The sequence below is a fragment of the Candidatus Limnocylindrales bacterium genome, assembly GCA_035559535.1.
GTDB lineage: Bacteria > Moduliflexota > Moduliflexia > Moduliflexales > JAUQPW01 > JAUQPW01.
Genome location: DATMBG010000022.1, coordinates 191623 through 211752 on the forward strand (window position 1 = coordinate 191623; position 20130 = coordinate 211752).

Annotated in this window: 18 protein-coding genes and 1 tRNA gene; 6 read left to right on the plus strand and 13 right to left on the minus strand. The window is 48.1% G+C overall.

Features of this window, described 5'->3' with window-relative positions; all coding sequences use genetic code 11:
- Positions 1-65: 65 nt before the first annotated feature.
- The 13 genes from VNM22_07650 to VNM22_07710 all read right to left on the minus strand — a co-directional run bounded on the left by VNM22_07650 (position 66) and on the right by VNM22_07710 (position 14012).
- Complete coding sequence (locus VNM22_07650) at positions 66-1238, minus strand: mandelate racemase/muconate lactonizing enzyme family protein (GenBank protein ID HWP47024.1); 1173 nt, start codon at positions 1236-1238, stop codon at positions 66-68.
- A 59-nt stretch (positions 1239-1297) separates the two neighbouring features.
- Positions 1298-2143 (minus strand): alpha/beta hydrolase, encoded by an 846-nt coding sequence (locus VNM22_07655; GenBank protein ID HWP47025.1) that lies wholly within the window; start codon positions 2141-2143, stop codon positions 1298-1300.
- A gap of 37 nt (positions 2144-2180) precedes the next feature.
- Positions 2181-3254, minus strand: coding sequence for an Ldh family oxidoreductase (locus VNM22_07660; GenBank protein ID HWP47026.1), 1074 nt, complete (start codon positions 3252-3254; stop codon positions 2181-2183).
- A gap of 224 nt (positions 3255-3478) precedes the next feature.
- Positions 3479-4000 (minus strand): cobalamin B12-binding domain-containing protein, encoded by a 522-nt coding sequence (locus VNM22_07665; GenBank protein ID HWP47027.1) that lies wholly within the window; start codon positions 3998-4000, stop codon positions 3479-3481.
- Positions 4001-4083: 83 nt separating this feature from the next.
- Positions 4084-5793, minus strand: coding sequence for a methylmalonyl-CoA mutase family protein (locus VNM22_07670; GenBank protein HWP47028.1), 1710 nt, complete (start codon positions 5791-5793; stop codon positions 4084-4086).
- Between the two features lie 34 nt (positions 5794-5827).
- Entirely contained in the window at positions 5828-6580 is a 753-nt protein-coding gene (locus tag VNM22_07675) for a glucose 1-dehydrogenase (protein HWP47029.1), read from the minus strand.
- 100 nt (positions 6581-6680) lie between these two features.
- Complete coding sequence (locus VNM22_07680) at positions 6681-7706, minus strand: NAD(P)-dependent oxidoreductase (GenBank protein HWP47030.1); 1026 nt, start codon at positions 7704-7706, stop codon at positions 6681-6683.
- A gap of 16 nt (positions 7707-7722) precedes the next feature.
- Entirely contained in the window at positions 7723-8577 is an 855-nt protein-coding gene (locus VNM22_07685) for a carbohydrate ABC transporter permease (protein ID HWP47031.1), read from the minus strand.
- A 63-nt stretch (positions 8578-8640) separates the two neighbouring features.
- On the minus strand, positions 8641-9585 hold the full coding sequence (locus tag VNM22_07690) for a sugar ABC transporter permease (protein HWP47032.1): 945 nt from the start codon (positions 9583-9585) through the stop codon (positions 8641-8643).
- Positions 9586-9683: 98 nt separating this feature from the next.
- A complete protein-coding gene (locus VNM22_07695; protein ID HWP47033.1) occupies positions 9684-11129 on the minus strand; it encodes a sugar ABC transporter substrate-binding protein in 1446 nt (481 codons plus the stop codon).
- Positions 11130-11279: 150 nt separating this feature from the next.
- On the minus strand, positions 11280-13271 hold the full coding sequence (locus VNM22_07700) for a hypothetical protein (GenBank protein HWP47034.1): 1992 nt from the start codon (positions 13269-13271) through the stop codon (positions 11280-11282).
- Between the two features lie 179 nt (positions 13272-13450).
- Positions 13451-13524: transfer RNA gene (locus VNM22_07705), tRNA-Lys, on the minus strand.
- Between the two features lie 209 nt (positions 13525-13733).
- Entirely contained in the window at positions 13734-14012 is a 279-nt protein-coding gene (locus tag VNM22_07710) for a hypothetical protein (GenBank protein HWP47035.1), read from the minus strand.
- A gap of 111 nt (positions 14013-14123) precedes the next feature.
- On the opposite strand from VNM22_07710, the gene VNM22_07715 reads away from it, so the two are divergent.
- From VNM22_07715 to VNM22_07740, 6 genes are all read left to right on the plus strand, one after another.
- Complete coding sequence (locus VNM22_07715) at positions 14124-14804, plus strand: TIGR04282 family arsenosugar biosynthesis glycosyltransferase (GenBank protein HWP47036.1); 681 nt, start codon at positions 14124-14126, stop codon at positions 14802-14804.
- 534 nt (positions 14805-15338) lie between these two features.
- Entirely contained in the window at positions 15339-16013 is a 675-nt protein-coding gene (locus VNM22_07720) for a CDP-alcohol phosphatidyltransferase family protein (protein ID HWP47037.1), read from the plus strand.
- A 95-nt stretch (positions 16014-16108) separates the two neighbouring features.
- A complete protein-coding gene (locus VNM22_07725) occupies positions 16109-16804 on the plus strand; it encodes an SOS response-associated peptidase (protein ID HWP47038.1) in 696 nt (231 codons plus the stop codon).
- 1 nt (position 16805) lies between these two features.
- Entirely contained in the window at positions 16806-17096 is a 291-nt protein-coding gene (locus VNM22_07730; protein ID HWP47039.1) for a cupin domain-containing protein, read from the plus strand.
- 701 nt (positions 17097-17797) lie between these two features.
- Positions 17798-19495, plus strand: coding sequence for a PQQ-binding-like beta-propeller repeat protein (locus tag VNM22_07735; GenBank protein ID HWP47040.1), 1698 nt, complete (start codon positions 17798-17800; stop codon positions 19493-19495).
- A 113-nt stretch (positions 19496-19608) separates the two neighbouring features.
- Positions 19609-20028, plus strand: a complete 420-nt coding sequence (locus VNM22_07740) for a c-type cytochrome (protein HWP47041.1) — start codon at positions 19609-19611, stop codon at positions 20026-20028.
- Positions 20029-20130: the final 102 nt, after the last annotated feature.

Here is a 20130-nt window from a genome sequence, read left to right on the forward strand (position 1 = left end):
ATAACAAAACAAGCGAATTACTCGGTCAGAATTGGCAGGGAGGGCCTTTGCAGCCACATAACCGATTATTTTGGCCAGGGATGCCGGGCTATTTCCTTCTCATTAAGATCCGTTCCCCATCCGGGTTTCTGGGGGATTTTAAGATAGCCATTCTGGATCACTGGAGGGTCTGTGACGATCTCATCTTTCCAGGGAACATCATCGACATCTGTTTCCATGATGCGCACGTTAGGGACACAGGCACAGAGATGCGCACTCATCAAGGTGGAAAGGTGGCTGTAGTAGTTATGGGGTGCAATATTGATTTCATAGGTCTCGGCCAGGTCCGCTATCTTCTTTGACTGGGTAAATCCATTCCAGGGCACATCGATCATGGCAATATCCATGGCATGTTTATCGAAAAAGGGCCGGTAGCCTCGTAATGTGTAAAGATTTTCGCCTGAACAGATACGGGTGGTCGTGGATTGTTTGACCTGAAGGAGGGCGTCGGGATCATAAGTATCCACTTCCAACCATAAAAGGTTAAAAGGTTCTACGGCTTTCGCAATACGTATATTTCCTTCCGTTTTAAAATTGAAGTTCAAATCCAGGCAGATATCCACCTCTTCACCTACCGCCTGTCGAAGGGTTCCGATTAAGTTTTCAATGTCCCGCAGGATGGTATGCGTAATATTTTGGTCGGTAGTTCCATATCCACCACCGAATCCTTGCCAGACGACACGGGGAGGATCTCCAGGGGTTATAATGTTGGTTTTGAGCGCGGTAAACCCTCGACTTACAACTTCCCGTCCGAGGTTTGCAATATCCTCCAGGGAACGTAAAGGTGGGGTCCCCAGGATCTGGGGGTACATGGCCCGATAAGTCCCACAGTGGGACCAATACAACCGGACCTGGTCTCGAGTAGGTCCACCAAATAATTCATAAACAGGAATCCCTAATGCTTTGGCTTTAAGATCGCATAAAGCGTTGTCGATTCCGGCAATTGCCTGTTGAGCTATTCCGCCGGGATTCTGCCGCATAGCCCGGTACATATCCCAATATAGTTTCTCAATGGGCCTTGGATCCCGACCCAACAAAAGGGGTGTAAGATCCTGAACACAGGCCGCTATGGCAAACGGGGCCCTGGGATTACTAAACTCTCCATACCCTGTAAGACCTTCATCTGTTTGAATTTTCACGAACGACCACGGTCGCCAACCTGCATCGCAATGAATCGTTTCAACTTTGGTTATTTTCATTTAGATATAAAAATCAAGGATCAGGAGCCGGAATAAAGATGGCTTCTGACCCCTGATTCCTAAAGGAATTCTAAAAGCTTCTCAAGGATAATTTCGGGTTTTTCCTCAGGTAGAAAATGACCGCATTCGGGAATTGCTTCCCCTCGAACATCCTGAGCAAACTCTTGCCAAATTTCAAGGACATTAAAAAGATGGAGGACACTCCCTCCACCCCACAGGACCAGCGTGGGCATTTTCAGTTTCTTACCCACATCCTGTTTATCTTGAGACCAGTCTTCGGAGATTCCGGCCCGGTAATCATTGAAGCCTCCCCGTAAGGCACCGGGTGCAGAATACGTGTGTACGTATTCTGCGATGACTTCAGGTGTGAAAACCGCCCGGTTATAGGCCCAGGTTGTAAAAAAGTAACGGAGGTAGGCTTCTACATTGGCACCTACCAGGAGCTCGGGTAAATCCGGCACCAGATGAAAGAACCAGTGCCAATAACCCCGGGCGATCTCGGCATTTACCCGCTCAAAGACAGCTCGGGTAGGTACGATATCCAGGATAACCAGTTTTTCAACTTCCTCGGAATAATCCAGACCGTACCGGTGGGATACGCGTGCTCCTCGATCATGACCCACCAGCTTAATCCGATTATAACCAAGGGACCGAACTAATTCATGGATGTCGGTAGCCATGGTCCGTTTATCATAACCCCCGGCAGGTTTATCCGAGTAACCGTAACCCCGCAGGTCAGGAGCCACGACGGTATAGTGTTTCGCCAAAGCCGGAATAATCAGCCGCCACTGATACCAGCTTTGAGGCCATCCATGTAACAAAACCAGCAAGGGACCACTCCCTTGAATAACATAGTGCAATCGAATACCGTTTACATAAGCCATGCGGTGCTGCCATGTTTCCATATTTTTTTATTTTTCCCCAAAGGCGCAGAATAACCCACTAGGATCGAATCGGAGATGCATCTACTCCTAATTGTTCTGCAGCCGTTATGATTCCCTTCAAGGTATCTTCGTTCAGGGGAATTCCTTCCTTTCGATATTTTATCTCGGTTTCCGCTTCTAATTCACCCGGGGAATAGATTCGGTCAAAGCCCGGAGCTTTACGCCCATGACGAATTTGCCGAATAATTCCATCGACCCGCTGCTTAAATCGGGCCACATCCTCAAAGGCGGCTATTTTCAGGGCCATGAAAAAATGACCATCCTGCCCGGCCTTTGCTCCTTTTTCCAGATCCCCTAACTCGGTTCCGTAGCTGGCCCCTGACAAGACTGCCGAGAGAATCCCCATGATCAGAGCCAGCGAAGTTCCTTTGTATTCGCCAATTGGCTGGAGTAGACCCTCCAGGGCCTTCGCCGGATCGGTCGTTGGACGTCCCTCTGCATCAAAGGCCCAGGTGCTGGGAATCTGTAAGCCCTTCTGATGATAAACCTCGATCTTACCCCGGGCCGAATAACTAAAGGCAGCATCATAGACAATGGGAATCTCCTCGCCTGCAGGAATGGCTACACTCAGTGGATTGATCCCCAGAATTCGGTCTATTCCACCCCATGGAGCCATAGTCGGAAGTGCATTGGTTGTTGCCAGACCGATCATGTCTTCGGGGAGAGCCATCATGGTATAATAGGCCATCGCTCCACAATGATTACTTCCTCCAACCGCTGCCACAGCTACCCCGGTAGTCCGGGCCCGTTCAATGACCTGACGCATGGCAAAGGTAGATCCAATCTGCCCCATACTGTTACCCCCATGGATTACCAGGGCAGCCCCGGTATCCTTTACCACCCGGGGTCGTCCTTTTGGATTCACCCCTGTCTGCAACCTCTTAACATAGTTGGGTACCCGCATGACCCCATGGGAATGAACCCCCCGCAGGTCCGCTACTACCAATGTCTCGGTTAACAACTCTGCATCCTCTGCCGACATCCCACAACGTTGGAAAATAGATTGAACGACTTTTTTAAGTGTATCGGCCGGAATTCTCCGTTCTTTTTCGCTTCCAGGATATGTCCCCATGTGAATTTTTTTACCTCCCCTTTATACTTTTTAACGTGATAACAACCTGTGTTGTCACATTAGTCCCTTTTCCGGTTAATAAGATGCAAAGCCCTCCTCTGCTTGGGGCTTTTGAGCAGGTTTCTTACCGCCTTCTGGGGTAACTTAAAGTTTGAGTCCTTTCCTGGATGAGGGAAAGTTTCTTAATCTTCTTTTGCTTCTTCTGACCGGGTTCAAGGTCTGATTCAGGCCGGTTTTTCGATCTTTCGCTTGATATGGGTTTGAATAAAATGGATGATCTCTTCCAGGGAAGTTCCTACCGGAAAAATTCCATCCACACCCGATTCCTTCAGCTTAGGAATATCTTGATCTGGAATGGTTCCTCCCAGTACCACCAGCATCTCATCTAAAACCCCTTTTTCTTTAAGAAATCCGGTTAACTTGGGAACAAGCCGCATGTGAGCGCCGGAAAGAAGACTTACACCGATTACATCGACATCCTCATGGATAGCTGCCTGGGCAACCTGATCCGGGGTCAGTCGCATTCCCAGGTAAATAACCTCCATACCGGCATCTCGCAAGGCCTTTGCGATGACCTTTATGCCTCGATCGTGTCCATCTAAACCGAGCTTTCCTAATAATACTTTAATTGGCCGTTCCGACATAGGAATAAGCAGGAGAGTGTGGGAGTGTGGGAGTATGGAGGTATGGGAGTAGGGAAGTAGGGAAGTGTGGGAGTGTGGGAGTGTGGAAAGTAAAGTGTTCATACCTCCATACCCCCATACCCCCATACCTCCATACTCCCATACCCCCATACCTCCATACTCCCACACTCCCGTACTTTCATACCTTAAAAAACGGCGGGATCTTTGTAGTCTCCGTACAATTCTCGAAGTGTACCCATAATTTCCCCTTCTGTGGCATAAACCTTTACGGCCTCCAAAATCCGAGGCATGAGGTTTTCATTTTTCTCTACCGCCTCTCGTAGTCTATCCAGTGCCTTATCTACTTCTCTTTGATTTCGGGATTTTTTAACTTCTGCCAATCGTTCCTTTTGTCGGTCTTCTTCTGCCGGGTCGAATTCAAAGACCTCGATGGGTTGTTGAACTTCGGACTGATAGGCATTTACACCGACGACCAGATAATCCTTTTTTTCGATTTTTTGTTGATACTGATAGGCAGCTTCTGAGATTTCCTTTTCGATATATCCCTTCTCTATGGCTGTAAGCATCCCTTCGAGCATACTTCCCTTGCCGAGGGTCTCGATTTTTTCTATATACTCTTGGGCTTTTTCTTCCATGGTATTGGTTAGAGATTCTACGAAATAAGATCCGGCCAGTGGATCAATGGTATTGACGACCCCACTTTCATGTCCGATGATTTGCTGGGTGCGTAAGGATATCATCATGGCCTCTTCCGAAGGAATATCATAAGCTTCGTCGTATCCACTGACATGGAGAGATTGAGTTCCTCCCAGGACCGCGGCCAGTGCCTGAATGGTTCCCCGGATGATGTTATTTTTAGGTTGTTCCCGAACCAGGGTAGAACCCAGGGTCTGGGTATGGAACCGAACCCGCATAGATTCGGCTTTTTTAGCCCCATATCGTTCTTTCATAATTCTGGCCCACAACCTTCTGGCAGCTCGAAACTTGCTGATCTCCTCAAAAAAATCATTGTGGCAACCGAAGAAGAAGGACAGCCGGGGTGCAAAATCGTCTAGGGCGAGGCCGCGTTGAAGACCGCCTTCCACATAAGCCATCCCTTGGGCCAGGGTAAAAGCGAGTTCCTGTACGGCAGTAGACCCGGCCTCACGGGTATGATAACCCGAGATGGAAATGGTATTCCAGTTGGGAACATAGCGGGTACAATACTCTACGACATCCAGGGTAATCTTAAAAGCCGGGCGGGGAGGAAGACCAAAGGTTTTCTGCCCATGGAATTCCTTTAACGAATCGTTCTGGACCGTTCCCCGCAAATCTTCCCATTTAACACCCCGTTTCTCGGCCACAGCCAATAAAAGACTCAACAACACAATTGCCGGATGGTTGATGGTTAAAGAAATACTCACCCGATCCAGCGGAATTCCTTCAAACAGCTCTTCCATATCCCGAAGGGTATCAATGGCAACTCCTAATCGTCCCACTTCTCCTTCTGCCAGAGGATGATCTGAATCATAACCTGTGAGAGTCGGATGATCAAAGTCCGTACTAATACCTGTTTGTCCATGCTTGAGAAGGAAGCGGTACCGTTCGTTGGTTGATCGGGCCGTTCCAAATCCGGCAATCTGCCGTCGGGTCCACAGCCGCCCCCGATACATGGTGGGATATACCCCTCGGGTAAATGGAAAGGCACCGGGAAAGTTCAGATCCTTCAAATAATCCAGCTCCTTCACATCTTCAGGGGTGTAGACCCGCTTGACTTCCAGGTCAGAAACAGTTCGAAAGGTTTCACGCTGTTCAGGAGTCTTCTTAAGGACAGGAGCCAGGATCTCCGATTCCCATTTTTCTTGGGTTTCTTTGATCTGCTCCAGGGCTTTTTCATTAAAAAGTTTAGGGTCCATCTTTAAACCTCCGATTAACAAGGTATTTGGTTTTTTAAATTTCGGCCGTCTGTCCGCCATCTACGGCCAGCAGGGCTCCCGTAACAAAGGAAGATTCATGGGAAGCCAGAAACAGAGCCGCATAAGCCAGTTCTTCAGGTCGACCCAGACGTCCCATGGGAAAAGTGGCTGCAAAGGCCTCTAATTCCTTGGGGGATAAAACTTCCCTCAACATGGGAGTATCGGTAGGCCCCGGACAGAGGGCATTAACCCGTATTTTGTCTTTAGCGTGATCTATGGCCATGGCTTTGGTAAGCAAAGCCACCCCGCCTTTAGAAGTCACGTAAGCTACGGTGTTTTTAGCTGCGTCATGGGCTCCGGTTGAGGAAGATACGTTGATAATAGAACCTCCACCGCGTCGAATCATATGAGGAAGTACCGCCTTGCAACATAGGAAGGTCCCCGTCAGGTTAACGGAAATTACCCGGTTCCAGGTTTTCTCATCGGTAGTTAAAACGGTGCCGAACGTAAGGATCCCGGCTCCGTTGAACAAAATATCGATACCCCCATAAGCGTCGAGGGTTGTCTCAACCATCCGTTGGACCTGAGTGAAATCCGAAACATCTACTTCAACAAAAAGAGCTTCTCCTCCGGTATTTTTGATGCTCTGAACAGTCTGTTGACCTGCATAGGATTGGGAGTCGGCTACGGTGATCCTGGCCCCTTCTCGGGCAAACAGTTCGGCCGTAGCCCGCCCAATACCAGAACCCCCTCCGGTTATAATGGCCACTTTATCTTTGAGTCGCATGGAAAATTACTCCTTCTGTTAAATCTTTTATGGGAAAAGTTTTAATCTTAAGAGAGTTTCTGCATGTATCTCTTCGTATTTCTTTGCATTCCTGGGCGTTTTATCCATTTTGAGACTGGCGGGTTTCCGTCAGGTAACGCCGATAGGTTTGGATGTATTCGGCCACACCGTCACGAATATTCGTAAAACGAGGTTGATAACCGAGCTGTTCCTGTGCATTTTGAATACTTAATATCCCCCTATATCGAATCTCGATTAAATCTGCTTCAGACAGGCCGGATCCGATCTGGATATCTGCGTCCGGGATCAGGCTTTTAACAATTTCAGCAACCTGCCCGGCTGTAACCAGGGGTTGTCCGGTCGCTGCATAGAAGATACGGTCTTTTACTTTATCGGCAGGGATTTCAAGGGCTTTTATGGCTAACTGGGTAACATCTTCCACGTGGGTATAGTCCCTCGGGAACTCCCGACCTTTTTCGAAGCGGGTCGGTAGACCTCGAACCGAGTTTTCAACCATGGGTTTGATGAAGATCGGCCACTGCATACCAAAGCCGTAAACGGCCGAAGGGCGTAGTGTAATGAAATCGAGTCCAAAGCTCTGATGGTAGGCAAAGCAGAAGGCTTCGCCGGCAACTTTGGAGGCTCCATAAAAACTGGAACCGGGACCTTCTTGAGGTAACAGCACCGGATGTGCGGCATCGATGGGCTGGTATTGGACAGAGGGTAATACACCGATGGAACTGAAATACACGATACGTTGGAGTTTGAAAAGTCGAGCGGCTTCCAGGATATTCATCGTGCCTCCTAAATTGACACGCAGGGCTTCTAGAGGTTCCCGGGACAAATACACCGGATTCACAATGGTTGCCATATGGATCACTTTTCGTGGGCGATACTCCTGGATAACCTGAAAGAGGCGTGACCAGCTTTCTATACGACCCTGAGCAAAAACAGGAACATGGCGGATTTTATCCTTATCCAGAACCGGTTTTAATATCCAGGCAGCTTCAGGACCCGGTTCTTTGATATCGTACATAATCACCGGATACCCCCTCTCGGCCAGGTGGCGAGTGAGGTAACTCCCGATAAATCCGGTACCTCCTGTAATCAATACTGCTTCATCCACTTTCCTTTCTCCTTTCTTATTTTATAGCCCCTAAAGTTAAACCGCGAGTTAGATATTTTTGAACCAGCAGGGAAAGGACAAAAATAGGGGCCGATGCAATGACCGAAAGTGCACCGGCTGCCCCCCAGAAGGTAGATTCGGAACCAAAAAATCCACTCATTTTTACAGGTAGAGTCACCACCTTAGAGCGGGTTAAAATAACGGCGAATAGAAACTCATTCCAACTGAAGATGAAAGTAAAGACCGTGGTGGCAATCAATCCTGCTGCCGAAAGAGGTAAGGCAATGGACCAAAATACCCGAAAAACCGAGGCGCCATCTACCAGAGCACTCTCTTCCACTTCGACAGGTACATCCCGGAAGTATCCTCGCATCATCCAGATAACGTAGGGTGTGTTAAAAGCTGCATAGAGAAGGATCAGGCCGTGGTAGGTATCTACCCATTTGAGGGTACGAAAAAGCAGAAAAACAGGAAAGGCAATGGCAATAGGAGGTAGCATTCGTTGGGACAGAACCCAAAAAGCAAAATTCCTTCCCCCTGTTTTAAAGCGGGCCATACTATAAGCAGCCGGACAACCTATGATCATGGCCAAGATAGTGGCCCCTCCTGCGATCACGAGGCTATTGACCAACGCATCGATGGATCGGTTTCTCACCAGGGATTGAAAATGATCGAAGTCTAGGGATCTGGGAAACCAGACCGGAGGATTATGGAAATACTCGCTGGGCCGTTTTACCGACATGCTAAAGATCCAGTAAATGGGAAATAAAAAGAACAAAAAGGCCAGGATCATGACCACATATCGTAATCCATACCTTCGGAGAAAGTAGGTGACTCCTTTATGTTTTGAAGCAACAGCTAAACTCTGCATTGAACCGAAAAAACCTGACCTTCGACTCCTCCCCTGGGGAAGGAAGCCGAAGGGTTGGGTTTTCTACTCCTCACTAAATCGACGAAGGAAAAGGGTCGTTGCGGTAGAGACCAAAATAAGGACAATAAAGGCCATTGCCGCCGTGTAGCCCAGGCGGAAATTTTTAAAACCTAAGGTATAGATATAAAAAGTAATGGTTTCCGTAAAGGTCCCCGGTCCGCCCACGGTCAGGGCAAAAATTAGATCGAAGATTTTGAATACATCCAGACTTCGAATAATCAAGGCAATGATCATAATCGGTCGAATCAAAGGCAACGTCATATGCCAGAAAGTCTGCCAGGCTGTGGCCCCATCCAGGGCAGCCGCTTCATAAAGTTCCGGATTAATGGCGCTTAGACCGGCCAGTAAAGCCAGAAACATAAAGGGGGTCCATTGCCAGACTTCCGCTACAATCAGGGAAAAGTACACCGTTTTAGGATTGATCAGCCACACCAGGTTGACAGGATGTCCGAGTATCCAACCCAATACCTCATTGATAGGCCCATATTGAGTGTCCCATAGCATACGCCATCCATATCCTACCACCACCGGACACATAATGGTTGGCAAAATCAGCAGGGGGATGAGGATCTGCTTACCTGGAAGCTTACCCACCAGGACTTGAGCCAGAAGGAGTCCCAGGATAAGCTCGGCACTGACCGCTACCACCATGATGAACAGAGTGTGTCCCAAGGCTTCCCACATTCGGGTATCCTGAAGGACCTGGATGTAATTGCCAAGGCCTATAAAAGGGCGTTCTCTTCGTTGGAAAGTCCAGTCTAAAAAGCTAATCCAGAAAAGGTACAGAATGGGGAAGATGGTAAATGAGAGGATCAAAATAACCGAGGGAGCCACCAAGAGATATCGAATACCACGTCCCCCCCAGATAAATTTACCCCGTTGCGGGGCTACAGCCTCAACAGATTTTTTAGATCCGGTGGGTACCACGGGAGTATCGATGATTTGCATTTAATTTTTGGTTTATGGTCCATCGTCCGTTGTCCTTTGTGGAGTTTAGTCTATAATTAACCTCTGACAACGGACAACGGACTGAGGACTATAGACTCCTACCTGGGATAGGCATTAGGTCTGCTGGCCCATTCTTTGTAAGCTTCCCGTTGTTTATCTACCCCAAGCCTTTGCGTGATGGCATCCCATTCTGCCGCAGCTTTATCCAAAGCTTCTTTAGGAGGTGTTCCCGCGTAGGCAGCTACGGCTGCTCGATCCAGAGCTTCTTCATATTCCCGTGCACCGGGTATGGCCAGATCCAGAAGACCTTTTTCGGCTCCGAGTTTGAGGACATCCAGATACTCCCCGGCATTATCCCATTGAGATCGATACTCTTTAGATTCATAATGGCTCAAACGGTAGGGATCCCGTAAGGCGTAAGGAAGCATGACCCGTTGGAGGCTGATCTCCTTGCTGGTAAGCCATTGAATGAAAAGGTAAGCGGCTTCTTTGTTTGGACTATCCGACGATACACCCAGATTGAATCCTGCAGCCAGCTCGGGATGGCCTCCGGGAGGCAAGGCATAACCAACCTTACCGATAACCTTCGTTTCCGGCATCCATTTAAGTTGCTCGGCCCGATCTCTATAACCTTGCGACCAACGACCGGGGGGTGGCCAACTGATAATCATGGCAACCTTACCGTCCATCCAGGCGCTGAAGACTTCGATAAAGCTCCACTTTTCAATTCCAGGGGGCATATTTTTGTTGTTATTTACCATGTCCGTAAGGGCCTTAATGGCGGCTTCGCTGTTGATGGTAGCCTTCATGGTTTCAGGATCGAAGAATTTGGCTCCGTAGACTCGAAGCTCTTCTTCGACCCAGGGGTAGGTCTGGCCTGCGGCTCGTTGAATAGCACATCCGTGGCCTCCACTGGCGGCTAATCTCTCTTTGAAGAAGGCACAGATTTGATCCCATTCCTGCCAGGTCTGAGGGGGGCGTAAGTCCTGACCATACTTGGCCTTATAGGCCTCCTGGTTTGCCTTATCCCCAAATAAATCCTTTCGATAATACATGACAAAGGTGTCCCCATCGTCAAAGATTCCATAATGCTTTCCTTTCCAGACCAGCCACTGTTGATAGGTAGGATGGATATCATCCAGAGCTCCCGGGGGCATATACTTATTCATGAAATCATCCAGAGGCTCCAGGGCTCCCGCCTCAACCAGATCCGCCTGCCAGGCCGGGACGTAGTTGATAACATCGAAATCCCCCGACCCGGCCAGATGGGCAGTTACTATCTTGGAGAAAAGTTCAGGGAAAGGAGTTTCAATGGTCTGGACTTTAATACCCGTTAGCTTCTCCCACAGGGGACCCGAGAAGACTATAGGGTCCTGCGCCTGCAATCCGGCTTCCCATATTACCCGCAATGTGATTCCTTTGTATTTCTTAGCAGCTTCCACTGCAATATCTGCGGCAGATTTCTCTTGACCATAACTTTGCAATCCAAAACTTAGTAGAGCCAAGATAGAAATTACAAATACCGAATGGATTTTCCAGTTCATAGGCTTTGATCTCCCCTTATTTCACCAAGGTAAAAGCCGAAAATAAAACATTCCTCCCTTTACCTTATATTAATTATTTTATCATTTACCTTATTTTCGTGGTGCTTTTGGGTGACGAAGTGTTTTTGTAACAAAGCCGTTAAATGATTTTTAACGCCTGTAATCTATTCTCACCAAACCATACGGAAGCATTTCAAATTTTAAATGGCCTTCTTCTGTTCCCACCTCCTTTCCGTTCTCTTGATAAAAGGTTTCTGGCTCCTGCATGGCCTGTTCGACATTCTGTTCATCTAGAGGCCGAATCCAGACTCTGGAAGGCAACCCGGCAACGGTCACCTGTTCCGGGACCGGACTAAGATTCATCACGATGAATCGGGTATGTCCATTTTTTCTCAATCCCAGTCCATTGGCCCGTAGAATGTCACTGGAACGGGTAGGGATGACAGTACCGCCGATAAACTGACCCACATCGGCCAGGACATGGTAAAGGGGAAATACCGTACCCGGTCGTGAAGGGAACTTTTCCGGTAAGGGAGAACCCTGCTCCGTCTCCATAACCCCTCGCCAGCCGGTCGTTTCATAGTAGGTGACACTGTATATTCCTTCTTCCAGGAGATATTTGAGACTTCCCGTGGTCCAACATGCGCCAAACAAAGATGTTTGCCGAACGTCCACCTGGGGGGGAAGTTCTCCTGGAATGGCTTTTGGCTCGGGAGGCGAACCGTTGGGTTGAAGTCGGGGACGGAGCGTAACCGGACTGATGGCCAACAGTTTATCTCCGATAATTCGACGGGCATTTTGAACGGTTACCCCTTGGGTCTCCAGGTTTTCTACCAGTGTTGCATCATCAAAGGCGTGAACCTGGGGATTAATGGAATAGCTTACCAAATCGATAAGGGCCACCGGGGGATGACCGCGGTTTATCTCCGTAAAATAGGCGTTGGTACCTGCACCCACTTTGGCGGCAGGTGCGTATTCTTTCAAGACAGGACGGGCCAGTTGAATCCACTTTTCGGTGGTTGAACTCTCCCCAATATGGAAGATCAACCAGGTACAAACCCGCGGTTTAATCTGAAATAGTGCGTCCCTCAAGTCCATAAGTTCCTCCCTGGCTACATCCGACAAAATCAATGCCACTTCCAAGTCCACTCCCAGCTTTTCGGCTTCCTCGCCGGCTCGCTGCAATCGATTCCTATAATCTGATTCAAATAAAGGTAAATCCACCCGAAGATGGGAAAGGTTGAGTAGCTTCAGGCGGGCGATTTCCTTGGGGGTTAAAGATTGACCATGACTGGCCATACCCAGTCCGATACGCGGTAAGGGGAATGGATTGGCCGTAACCAGCCCCTCTATTCTCAAAGGTTTTGGCTGAGGAGGGGTGAAGAGGGCCGGGGTATGAAAACGTGCCGGATCTTTCTGTTCTCGAATTTTATCCTCTTCCCCCTCCTGACCATAGTGAAGGAAAAGAGTAACCGACTGGCTAATTTTCTCCCCGGCTTTGACTTCGACAGGACGTGGTAGCGCAAGGGGGGTACAATAGGTTTTGAAAGAAGCATCTGTCCAGTTACGATGGTCTTCGGTTTCAAATACCTCTCCTTCAAAGCGAACTTCTGCCCGAATGCCGGGTCGGACTTCATGGATCATACCCTGTAGATCCATAAAAGGTTGATGAGGTGAAATTGCTTTTGGAAACATGCTGCGTTCTCGGGTGCCATCTTTTTTCAATAATTCAACCGGTAACCCGGCAACCGACATGGGATGAAGTACACAGAAACCGAGACGGGCCCGCCAGAAATTACGATGGGCGATTCCCTCCATCGAGAAGCGAATTGTTCCCTGCCGGTCCCCTGTAATATGTCCCTGCCAGGAAAAGTCGATTTCACCTTGTTTATGATCGGCGTCAAAGGTAATTTCAAAATGATCTTCCTGGCTATCTACCTTCAGGTTGGAAATAACCGGCACCACGGTACTCCAATCCGGCGGACGCAGCGCCATATAGATGTGCCGAAGAACTTCCTGTTCACCGAGTCGAATATACCTTAGTGTACCTGCTTCAAATTGAAGCGTGAGTGGACCTGCACGAAGTTCAAGCCGTTGCGCGGGAGGTTCGTTGACCCCACGTAGAAGAATCCAATTTGACATGTCATTTCCTCCTCCGGGTTTTTTAGCAGATTTTCAACAAAACCAGGTAATATTGGCTTAACATACTCTGTCCGGGCTGGCAAGAAAATTTTAAAAAAATTGTAATCTGAAGGAGGAAGGGAAGGAAATAAGGGGAAAAAACAAAAAGGAGATCTTTAACGATCTCCTTTTTAACTCCATGGACGCTGCAGGAATCGAACCTGCGACCCGCTGATTAAGAGTCAGCTGCTCTACCTAGCTGAGCTAAGCGTCCAGATGCCTAGTAAAATTTAGTGCTTCAAAAACAATTACGCAACAAGAAAAAATTACCGGTTAACCTTCATCCCTTGCTGGACCCCTTCCTTTGTGCATCCCAACAGATGACCCCAGGAGCAATACCCTGGGTTAGATTTGGAAAGTATCCAAGGGATGGTTTCATTACTCCCGGCCATAACGGCCCGGAAAGAATCTACCCTGTAAGGTTTAAAGAGTCTCTTCCTCCAGGGCTCTGATTTTCCTCTGCAGAATATCCAGTTGTTTTTGAAACTCCTCCTCACTGGCATTCATATCTAGAAGAATCTCTCCCTCTTGAGGTATATCTTTCACTACGTACAAAGAATAATCGGGATATAATATGTCGGCCTCTGGATTTGGACTCTCTAAATCAAATTCCATAAAAGATAGATCTGAGCGTAAAAGGGATTCTGCAAGCAACATCATAGATTCCCAACCTAGAAAATGATTCCTGAATTTTCGACTCATAAACTTAATAGGCTCACGATTGACTTTATTCTATTATTTATCTTATTAATAAAAAAGGCAAATAAAAACAGGCCCGGGAAACTAACTTTTTATGTTGTCATGCAGCTTTCTATGCTAAAGCAAGCTTTGGTGATCATGGTTAAGGCACCGGTTCCAGGAAGAGTAAAAACCCGACTCTGTCCCCCTTTGACTCCGGAAATGGCCGCAGAACTTTATCGGTGTTTTCTGATTGATATTTTCAGACGAGTGGTCCAACTCCCCCAGGTGAATAAAATTATCGGGTATACCCCTGAGGGAACCTGGCCAATCTTTCGCAGTTTATTACCTTCCGGGGATTTTGAGTTTATTCCCCAACGGGGTCAGGATCTGGGAGAACGCATGGCCAATCTGTTTAAGGATTTATTTCGATCTGGATACACTTCCATTTCTTTAATCGGAAGTGATTGCCCCCATCTCCCCCTAGAGTTTCTACAAAAATCTCTGGATTATTTAAAAAACCCGGAGGTGGAAGTCGTGCTGGGACCCTCAGAAGATGGGGGTTATTACTTGGTGGGATTATCCAGATCGCAACCGGAGATCTTTCAAGGAATCACCTGGAGTACCGATAAGGTTCTTACTGAAACCCTGAATCGAGTCCACCAACTAGGGCTTAAGGTGGCTCTGCTCTCCCCCTGGTATGATCTAGATACACCAGAGGATCTTAAAAAACTTACAAAAGAAGAACTAAAACACCCCGGGAAAGATTTACCGCTGGAGACCCTGGGCTTTTTGAGAAAGCATTTGAAACTATAATACCGGATCGTGTCCGGTGCCTCCGGATCCCTTCCCTCGCATACTTCTTCAAGTTGAAAATGATCTCCCGAACCTGTCCGTGCAGGCAGGGATAAGGGTAAAGTCGTTTCTTCACTTTACGCCGGGCCTCAGTACGCCTCGTTCCGTGCAAGGGAAGGGAGACTTTCAAAGGCCCGGGTATTTCCCTTGAAACATTCCCTTTACAAGATTACTTTTTCTGAAAATTCAAAGAGATATGATCTTGTAACTTCTTTTAGTACTCATCTGCCTTTCAGGGAATAATCCCAGGATTGCCGGTCAGGACTGGGTTTAAGTAACTGTATCAATTTAGTAGATGTCCCTTTTTCTGTCTAAACACCCCCCTGGCCCCCCTCCAGGGGGGATTCAGCAGCAACCCTATGTCAGTCCCCCCTGGAGGGGGGCCAGGGGGGTGTTTCTTTTTCCACCTACTAAATGGATACGGATACCGGGTTTAAAACCTGTCTTTACTTATGAAAGGCAAACGGGTATAAAAAGAAGAAAGGAGGCTATTTCATGGAGCCCACAGAGTTTAAAAATGCTACCCGAGCCCAGTCTGCTTTCTTGACTTCTGCGGAGCGAAAAGTTCTAAAATGGCTCGCCCGGCGGACACCCCTATGGATTCATCCAGATCATCTAACCCTGATAGGCTTTGTAGCCATGTTTTTAGCCGGGGTATTTTATGGTCTCAGCCGGTGGGATGCCCGGTTTCTTCATGGGGTTAATTTTTGGCTTCTGATTAACTGGCTGGGAGACAGTCTGGATGGTACATTGGCCCGTTACCGAAATAAACAACGACCCAGGTACGGATTTTACGTGGACCATATGGTGGACACCTTTGGCACTTTTTTTCTCATAGGTGGACTGGCCTTCTCCGGTTATATGAGCGAACGGATTGCCTTTGGAGTGCTGGTTGTTTATTTCATGCTGGCCATTCAGGTTTATCTGGCTACCTACACCCTGGGGACCTTTCAATTGTCTTTCTGGAAGTTGGGTCCTACCGAGTTGAGGATACTTCTCGTTCTGGGAAACCTTGTTCTGCTTTTGTCTCCCCATGCGCAGATTTATGATCGGACTTATTTACTTTACGATGTGGGGGGTATTATGGGTATAGTCGGTATGGCCTGGACGTTAATCACTTCGGCGATTCGAAATACAAAAATTCTGTATGATTTGGAACAGGTTTCATAAAGGGGAGCATCTTTTCGCCTTGATTTCGTCTCGGTAAAGGGTATATTAATACCAGGTAGATTTATTTTTAACCTCTTAACAAAGGACAACTTATTATGTGTGGACGTTATACCCAAACCCGAGAGACGGAAGCTTTACAGGCCCGTTTTAAATTTGAGCCTACAGACATTGTACTCCATCCCAGATATAATCTGGCCCCGGGACAGGACGCTCCGGTAATTGTCCAGGAGGAGTCCAGGGTCCTCAAGCTCATGCATTGGGGTCTGGTCCCATCCTGGGCAAAAGAAACCTCCACCGGCTATAAGATGATCAACGCCCGGGCAGAAACCCTTACCCAAAAACCCAGTTTTAAGAAGTCTTTTCAGCGCAGGCGTTGCCTGGTTCCGGCCGATGGTTTCTATGAATGGCGTAAAAATGGCGGTCGGGCCAAAACTCCTCTACGTTTTGTACTCAAAAGCGGAGACCCTTTCGCTTTTGCAGGTCTCTGGGATATATGGCAGGGATCTGACGAAGACGCAACAGAAGGTAACAACCGCTTGTTGCTGCTTTCCTTTACCATCATTACAACAGAAGCCAACGATCTGATTCGTCCGATTCATGATCGAATGCCGGTTATACTCCAACCAAAAGATGAAGATACCTGGTTAGATCCGGATTTGAAGGATGTTAACAAACTGGCTTCTCTGTTAGTACCTTATCCATCGGATAAAATGATGGGGTACGAAGTCTCCTCTCTGGTAAATTCACCTCAAAACGATACCCCTGAGTGCCTGTTAGAAAGGAGGGTATAGAATGAATAATCTCAAACCGGATAGAAGTGAAATCGAGAAAAACTGGCGGGCCCGGGGATTTAGCTGTGATCTTTGGGTTGATCCCCCCGGACGGGTCTGGAAAGATTATATTCATTCCGTGGATGAGCTTTTGATGGTCCTGGAAGGAGAGATTGAACTGGAAATGCAGGGAAAGACCTTTCGTCCCAAGGTAGGGGAGGAAGTACTCATCCCGGCCAGAACCCTGCACACCGTTCGTAACGTAGGAAGTACGACTTCCCGATGGCTTTACGGTTATAAGGAGCATCCCTGAAACCTCTCTGGATCCTGAAAGGAGTCACTCTTGTTCCTGCTTATGGCAGCAATAGCCGGGACGGGTACCCGGTTAGCCGAAAGCAGAAAAAAGCAGAAGATTTTTAACAGGAAATTTTATCTCCCTGCCGAAGTCCAGATCAGGATGGATTCCTGAGAAGGTTAAGACAGGCCGATTATTAAATAACCCTGGGACTCCTGGAATTGTTTACATGGATCTAGAGAGGTGGGTTTCAAACCCTGCTTCTCAACATAGGTGGGAAGAGGATAAGCCGGAGTTCCCCTTTGATTTTAACTCAACTCCTTTAACTTCAGCATAATTCATCAAGAAAAAGGATTTTATACTTTCCCCCTAATATTTCTCTGAGGTTCCATTTTTTTTCTTGACAGGGGATTTTGGAGGGAATATAGAACAGGGTTATCCTCATCCCTCAACCCTTCCTCTAACCGGAGGGGGATCATACCACCGGAGCGACAAAAGCAGAGATCTACCGTCCACCTGTGGGATAAGGAGTCGAGTCAATTCAATCTTTGGCCATGAGTTAGATCACAACCGTCTATCCCTACCTCGTAGGGATAGATCCTTAAACCCATAAGAATCTGTGGTGAGTAGCCCCCGGCTTGTGGGTTTAGACAAAGAGGGTATCTGTGTACGTTCTATTGAATTTGCACGGATAGAACCCTGAATCAAAGGAGGAAATCATGGACCGTATTTTAAGGAGACTCGCAGTAAAGTATTTTGTTTTAGTGCTTTTCCTCACAGGTATTACCGGTTGGGTGCACGCACAACCCGTAACAGATATCATGCTGGCGGCTAATCCAGGTGAATCCTGGCTCCATGCCAACGGCAACTGGGCAGGACATCGCTACAGTACCTTAACCCAACTAAACCCGGAGAGCATCAAGGGTCTCAAGCTTGCCTGGATTTACTCATTAGGGGGAAAAACCGATGCCCAGAATACACCGCTCTATCATGATGGACTGGTATATGTTGCCCAAGACAATACCGTGTTTGCCCTGGATGCCCATTCTGGGAAACGGGTATGGAAGTATACCCACAAGCTTCCTGAAGATTGGGGTGGATACAACGTTCCCTTCATCACAGGTAAACATCGGGGCTTAGCTATTTACGGGGAATATATTTACTTCCTGTCTAACGATGCCAAACTCCACGCCATCCATTACAAAACGGGTCAGGCAAAGTTCGTAAAGGATTATCCGGACTTTCCTTACCCCAAGGACTTCGAAAAATCTAAGGATGCAAACGGCTATGCAACGACCGTTGGTCCCCTGGCAATCCCTGGCCAGATTATTGTACCTATGAACGGGACAGACTTCGGTGGACTCCCCGGATATGTGCTGGGTGTAAATCCAGAGAACGGCAACATGTTATGGAAAGCCAACATGATCCCAGGACCGGGGGAAGTAGGATACGAGACCTGGCCTCAGGGGAGCCATGAGTGGGGTGGAGCAGGTCCCTGGATTACCGGTACCTGGGATCCTGAGCTGAAAATGTACTTTACAGGGACGGCCAATGCTTATCCCTGGAATCCTAAAAACCGGGGTAAGGGATTAATGGAAAACCTGGGGGCTGCAGGTATTGTGGCAGTTAATACAGATACCGGCAAGACGGTCTGGCGCTATAGTGCTGTCCCTGGGGATCCCTGGGACTTTGATACGCCACAGACTCCGTTGATTATAGAGATCGAAGGACGAAAGACCCTTGTCCAGCCAAACAAGACCGGTTTTATCCACTATCTGGATCCGAAGACCGGAAAATTCCTGAGAGCCGTACCTTTCGCCGATAAGATTACCTGGATTAAAGGATATGATCCGGAAGGAAAACCCATCAGCCAGATCGACCTGCCTGTAGAAGGGGGGCCGACGATTGAGGTATGGCCCAGCTTGCTGGGTGGCGTGAACATGTATCCTTCAGCGTATAATCCTAAGACGGGTTATATCTATCTGGCAGCGGTCAATGCCGGAATGAAGTATGGATTCGAGGATATTAAGGTCATCAGCAACGTCCGACATTTCGGTGCGTATCAGGAATTCATCTGGGGATACGAGGTGGATCAGGCCAGGGACGTCAAGTCGGGTAGAGAAGTCTGGAGGGATCAAAAGAGTAAACATGGATTTGCCGGTGGAATGCTGACCACAGCCGGAAATCTGACCTTCTACACAACCCAGGGGGGTGTCTTTCAAGGTGTAAATGCCACTACCGGTGAAATCCTATACGCCTTCAACCTGGGAACAACAGCTTACTCTGGACCGATTACCTTCATGGTTGATGGTAAACAATGCGTCGTACAGGTAGCCGGAGGATCTCCCGAAAAATTCGGCTACAAGGAGCACAATCTGGAACACGGCAGCCTGGTTGCAGCATTCTGCCTGGAATAAACCGGAAGATGCCCAGGAGTTTTACTTAAAGTAGAGATGAAAAAGCGCGCACAGAGGACTGTGCGCGCTTTTGTGGGATAGGTCAAAAATAAAGGGAGAAAGTAATGAGGAGAATGGGTCAAGGAATTCTGTTAGGGATTTTTATGGTAGGCTTTATCACCATAAATGGATGGGGCCTGGGGAACGCCCTGGGAGCCGATACAGGAACAGAAATCCCGGCGACAAATCCTTTTTCGGGGAATCAAGCCGCCATCGAGGAAGGTCGCTCCTGGTACCGCTCTATATGCAGTAATTGTCACGGTGGAAGGGCCGATGGAGCAGGAGAGCGTGGGCATGGTGCCGATCTACGGGTGTTCAACAAGGGATTCCGGAAATTTGTTGAAACCGTAAAGAATGGAAGAGATACCGGTCGTGCCATGAAAATGCCCAGTTGGGGAAAAGTTTTATCTGATGATACTATCTATAAAATCGGAGCCTATCTGGAAACACTGGCCCAGGAAGGAGCTAACTGGAAAGAAGGAGTCAAACAGTAACCGCCTGTTAACCTCCAGCAGGGCGGTACCGATCGTCCTACCGGTTCCAGGTAAACAGAGAAAAATCAAAGTTCCGTTCTCGAACCTCCAGGGCTAATAGGA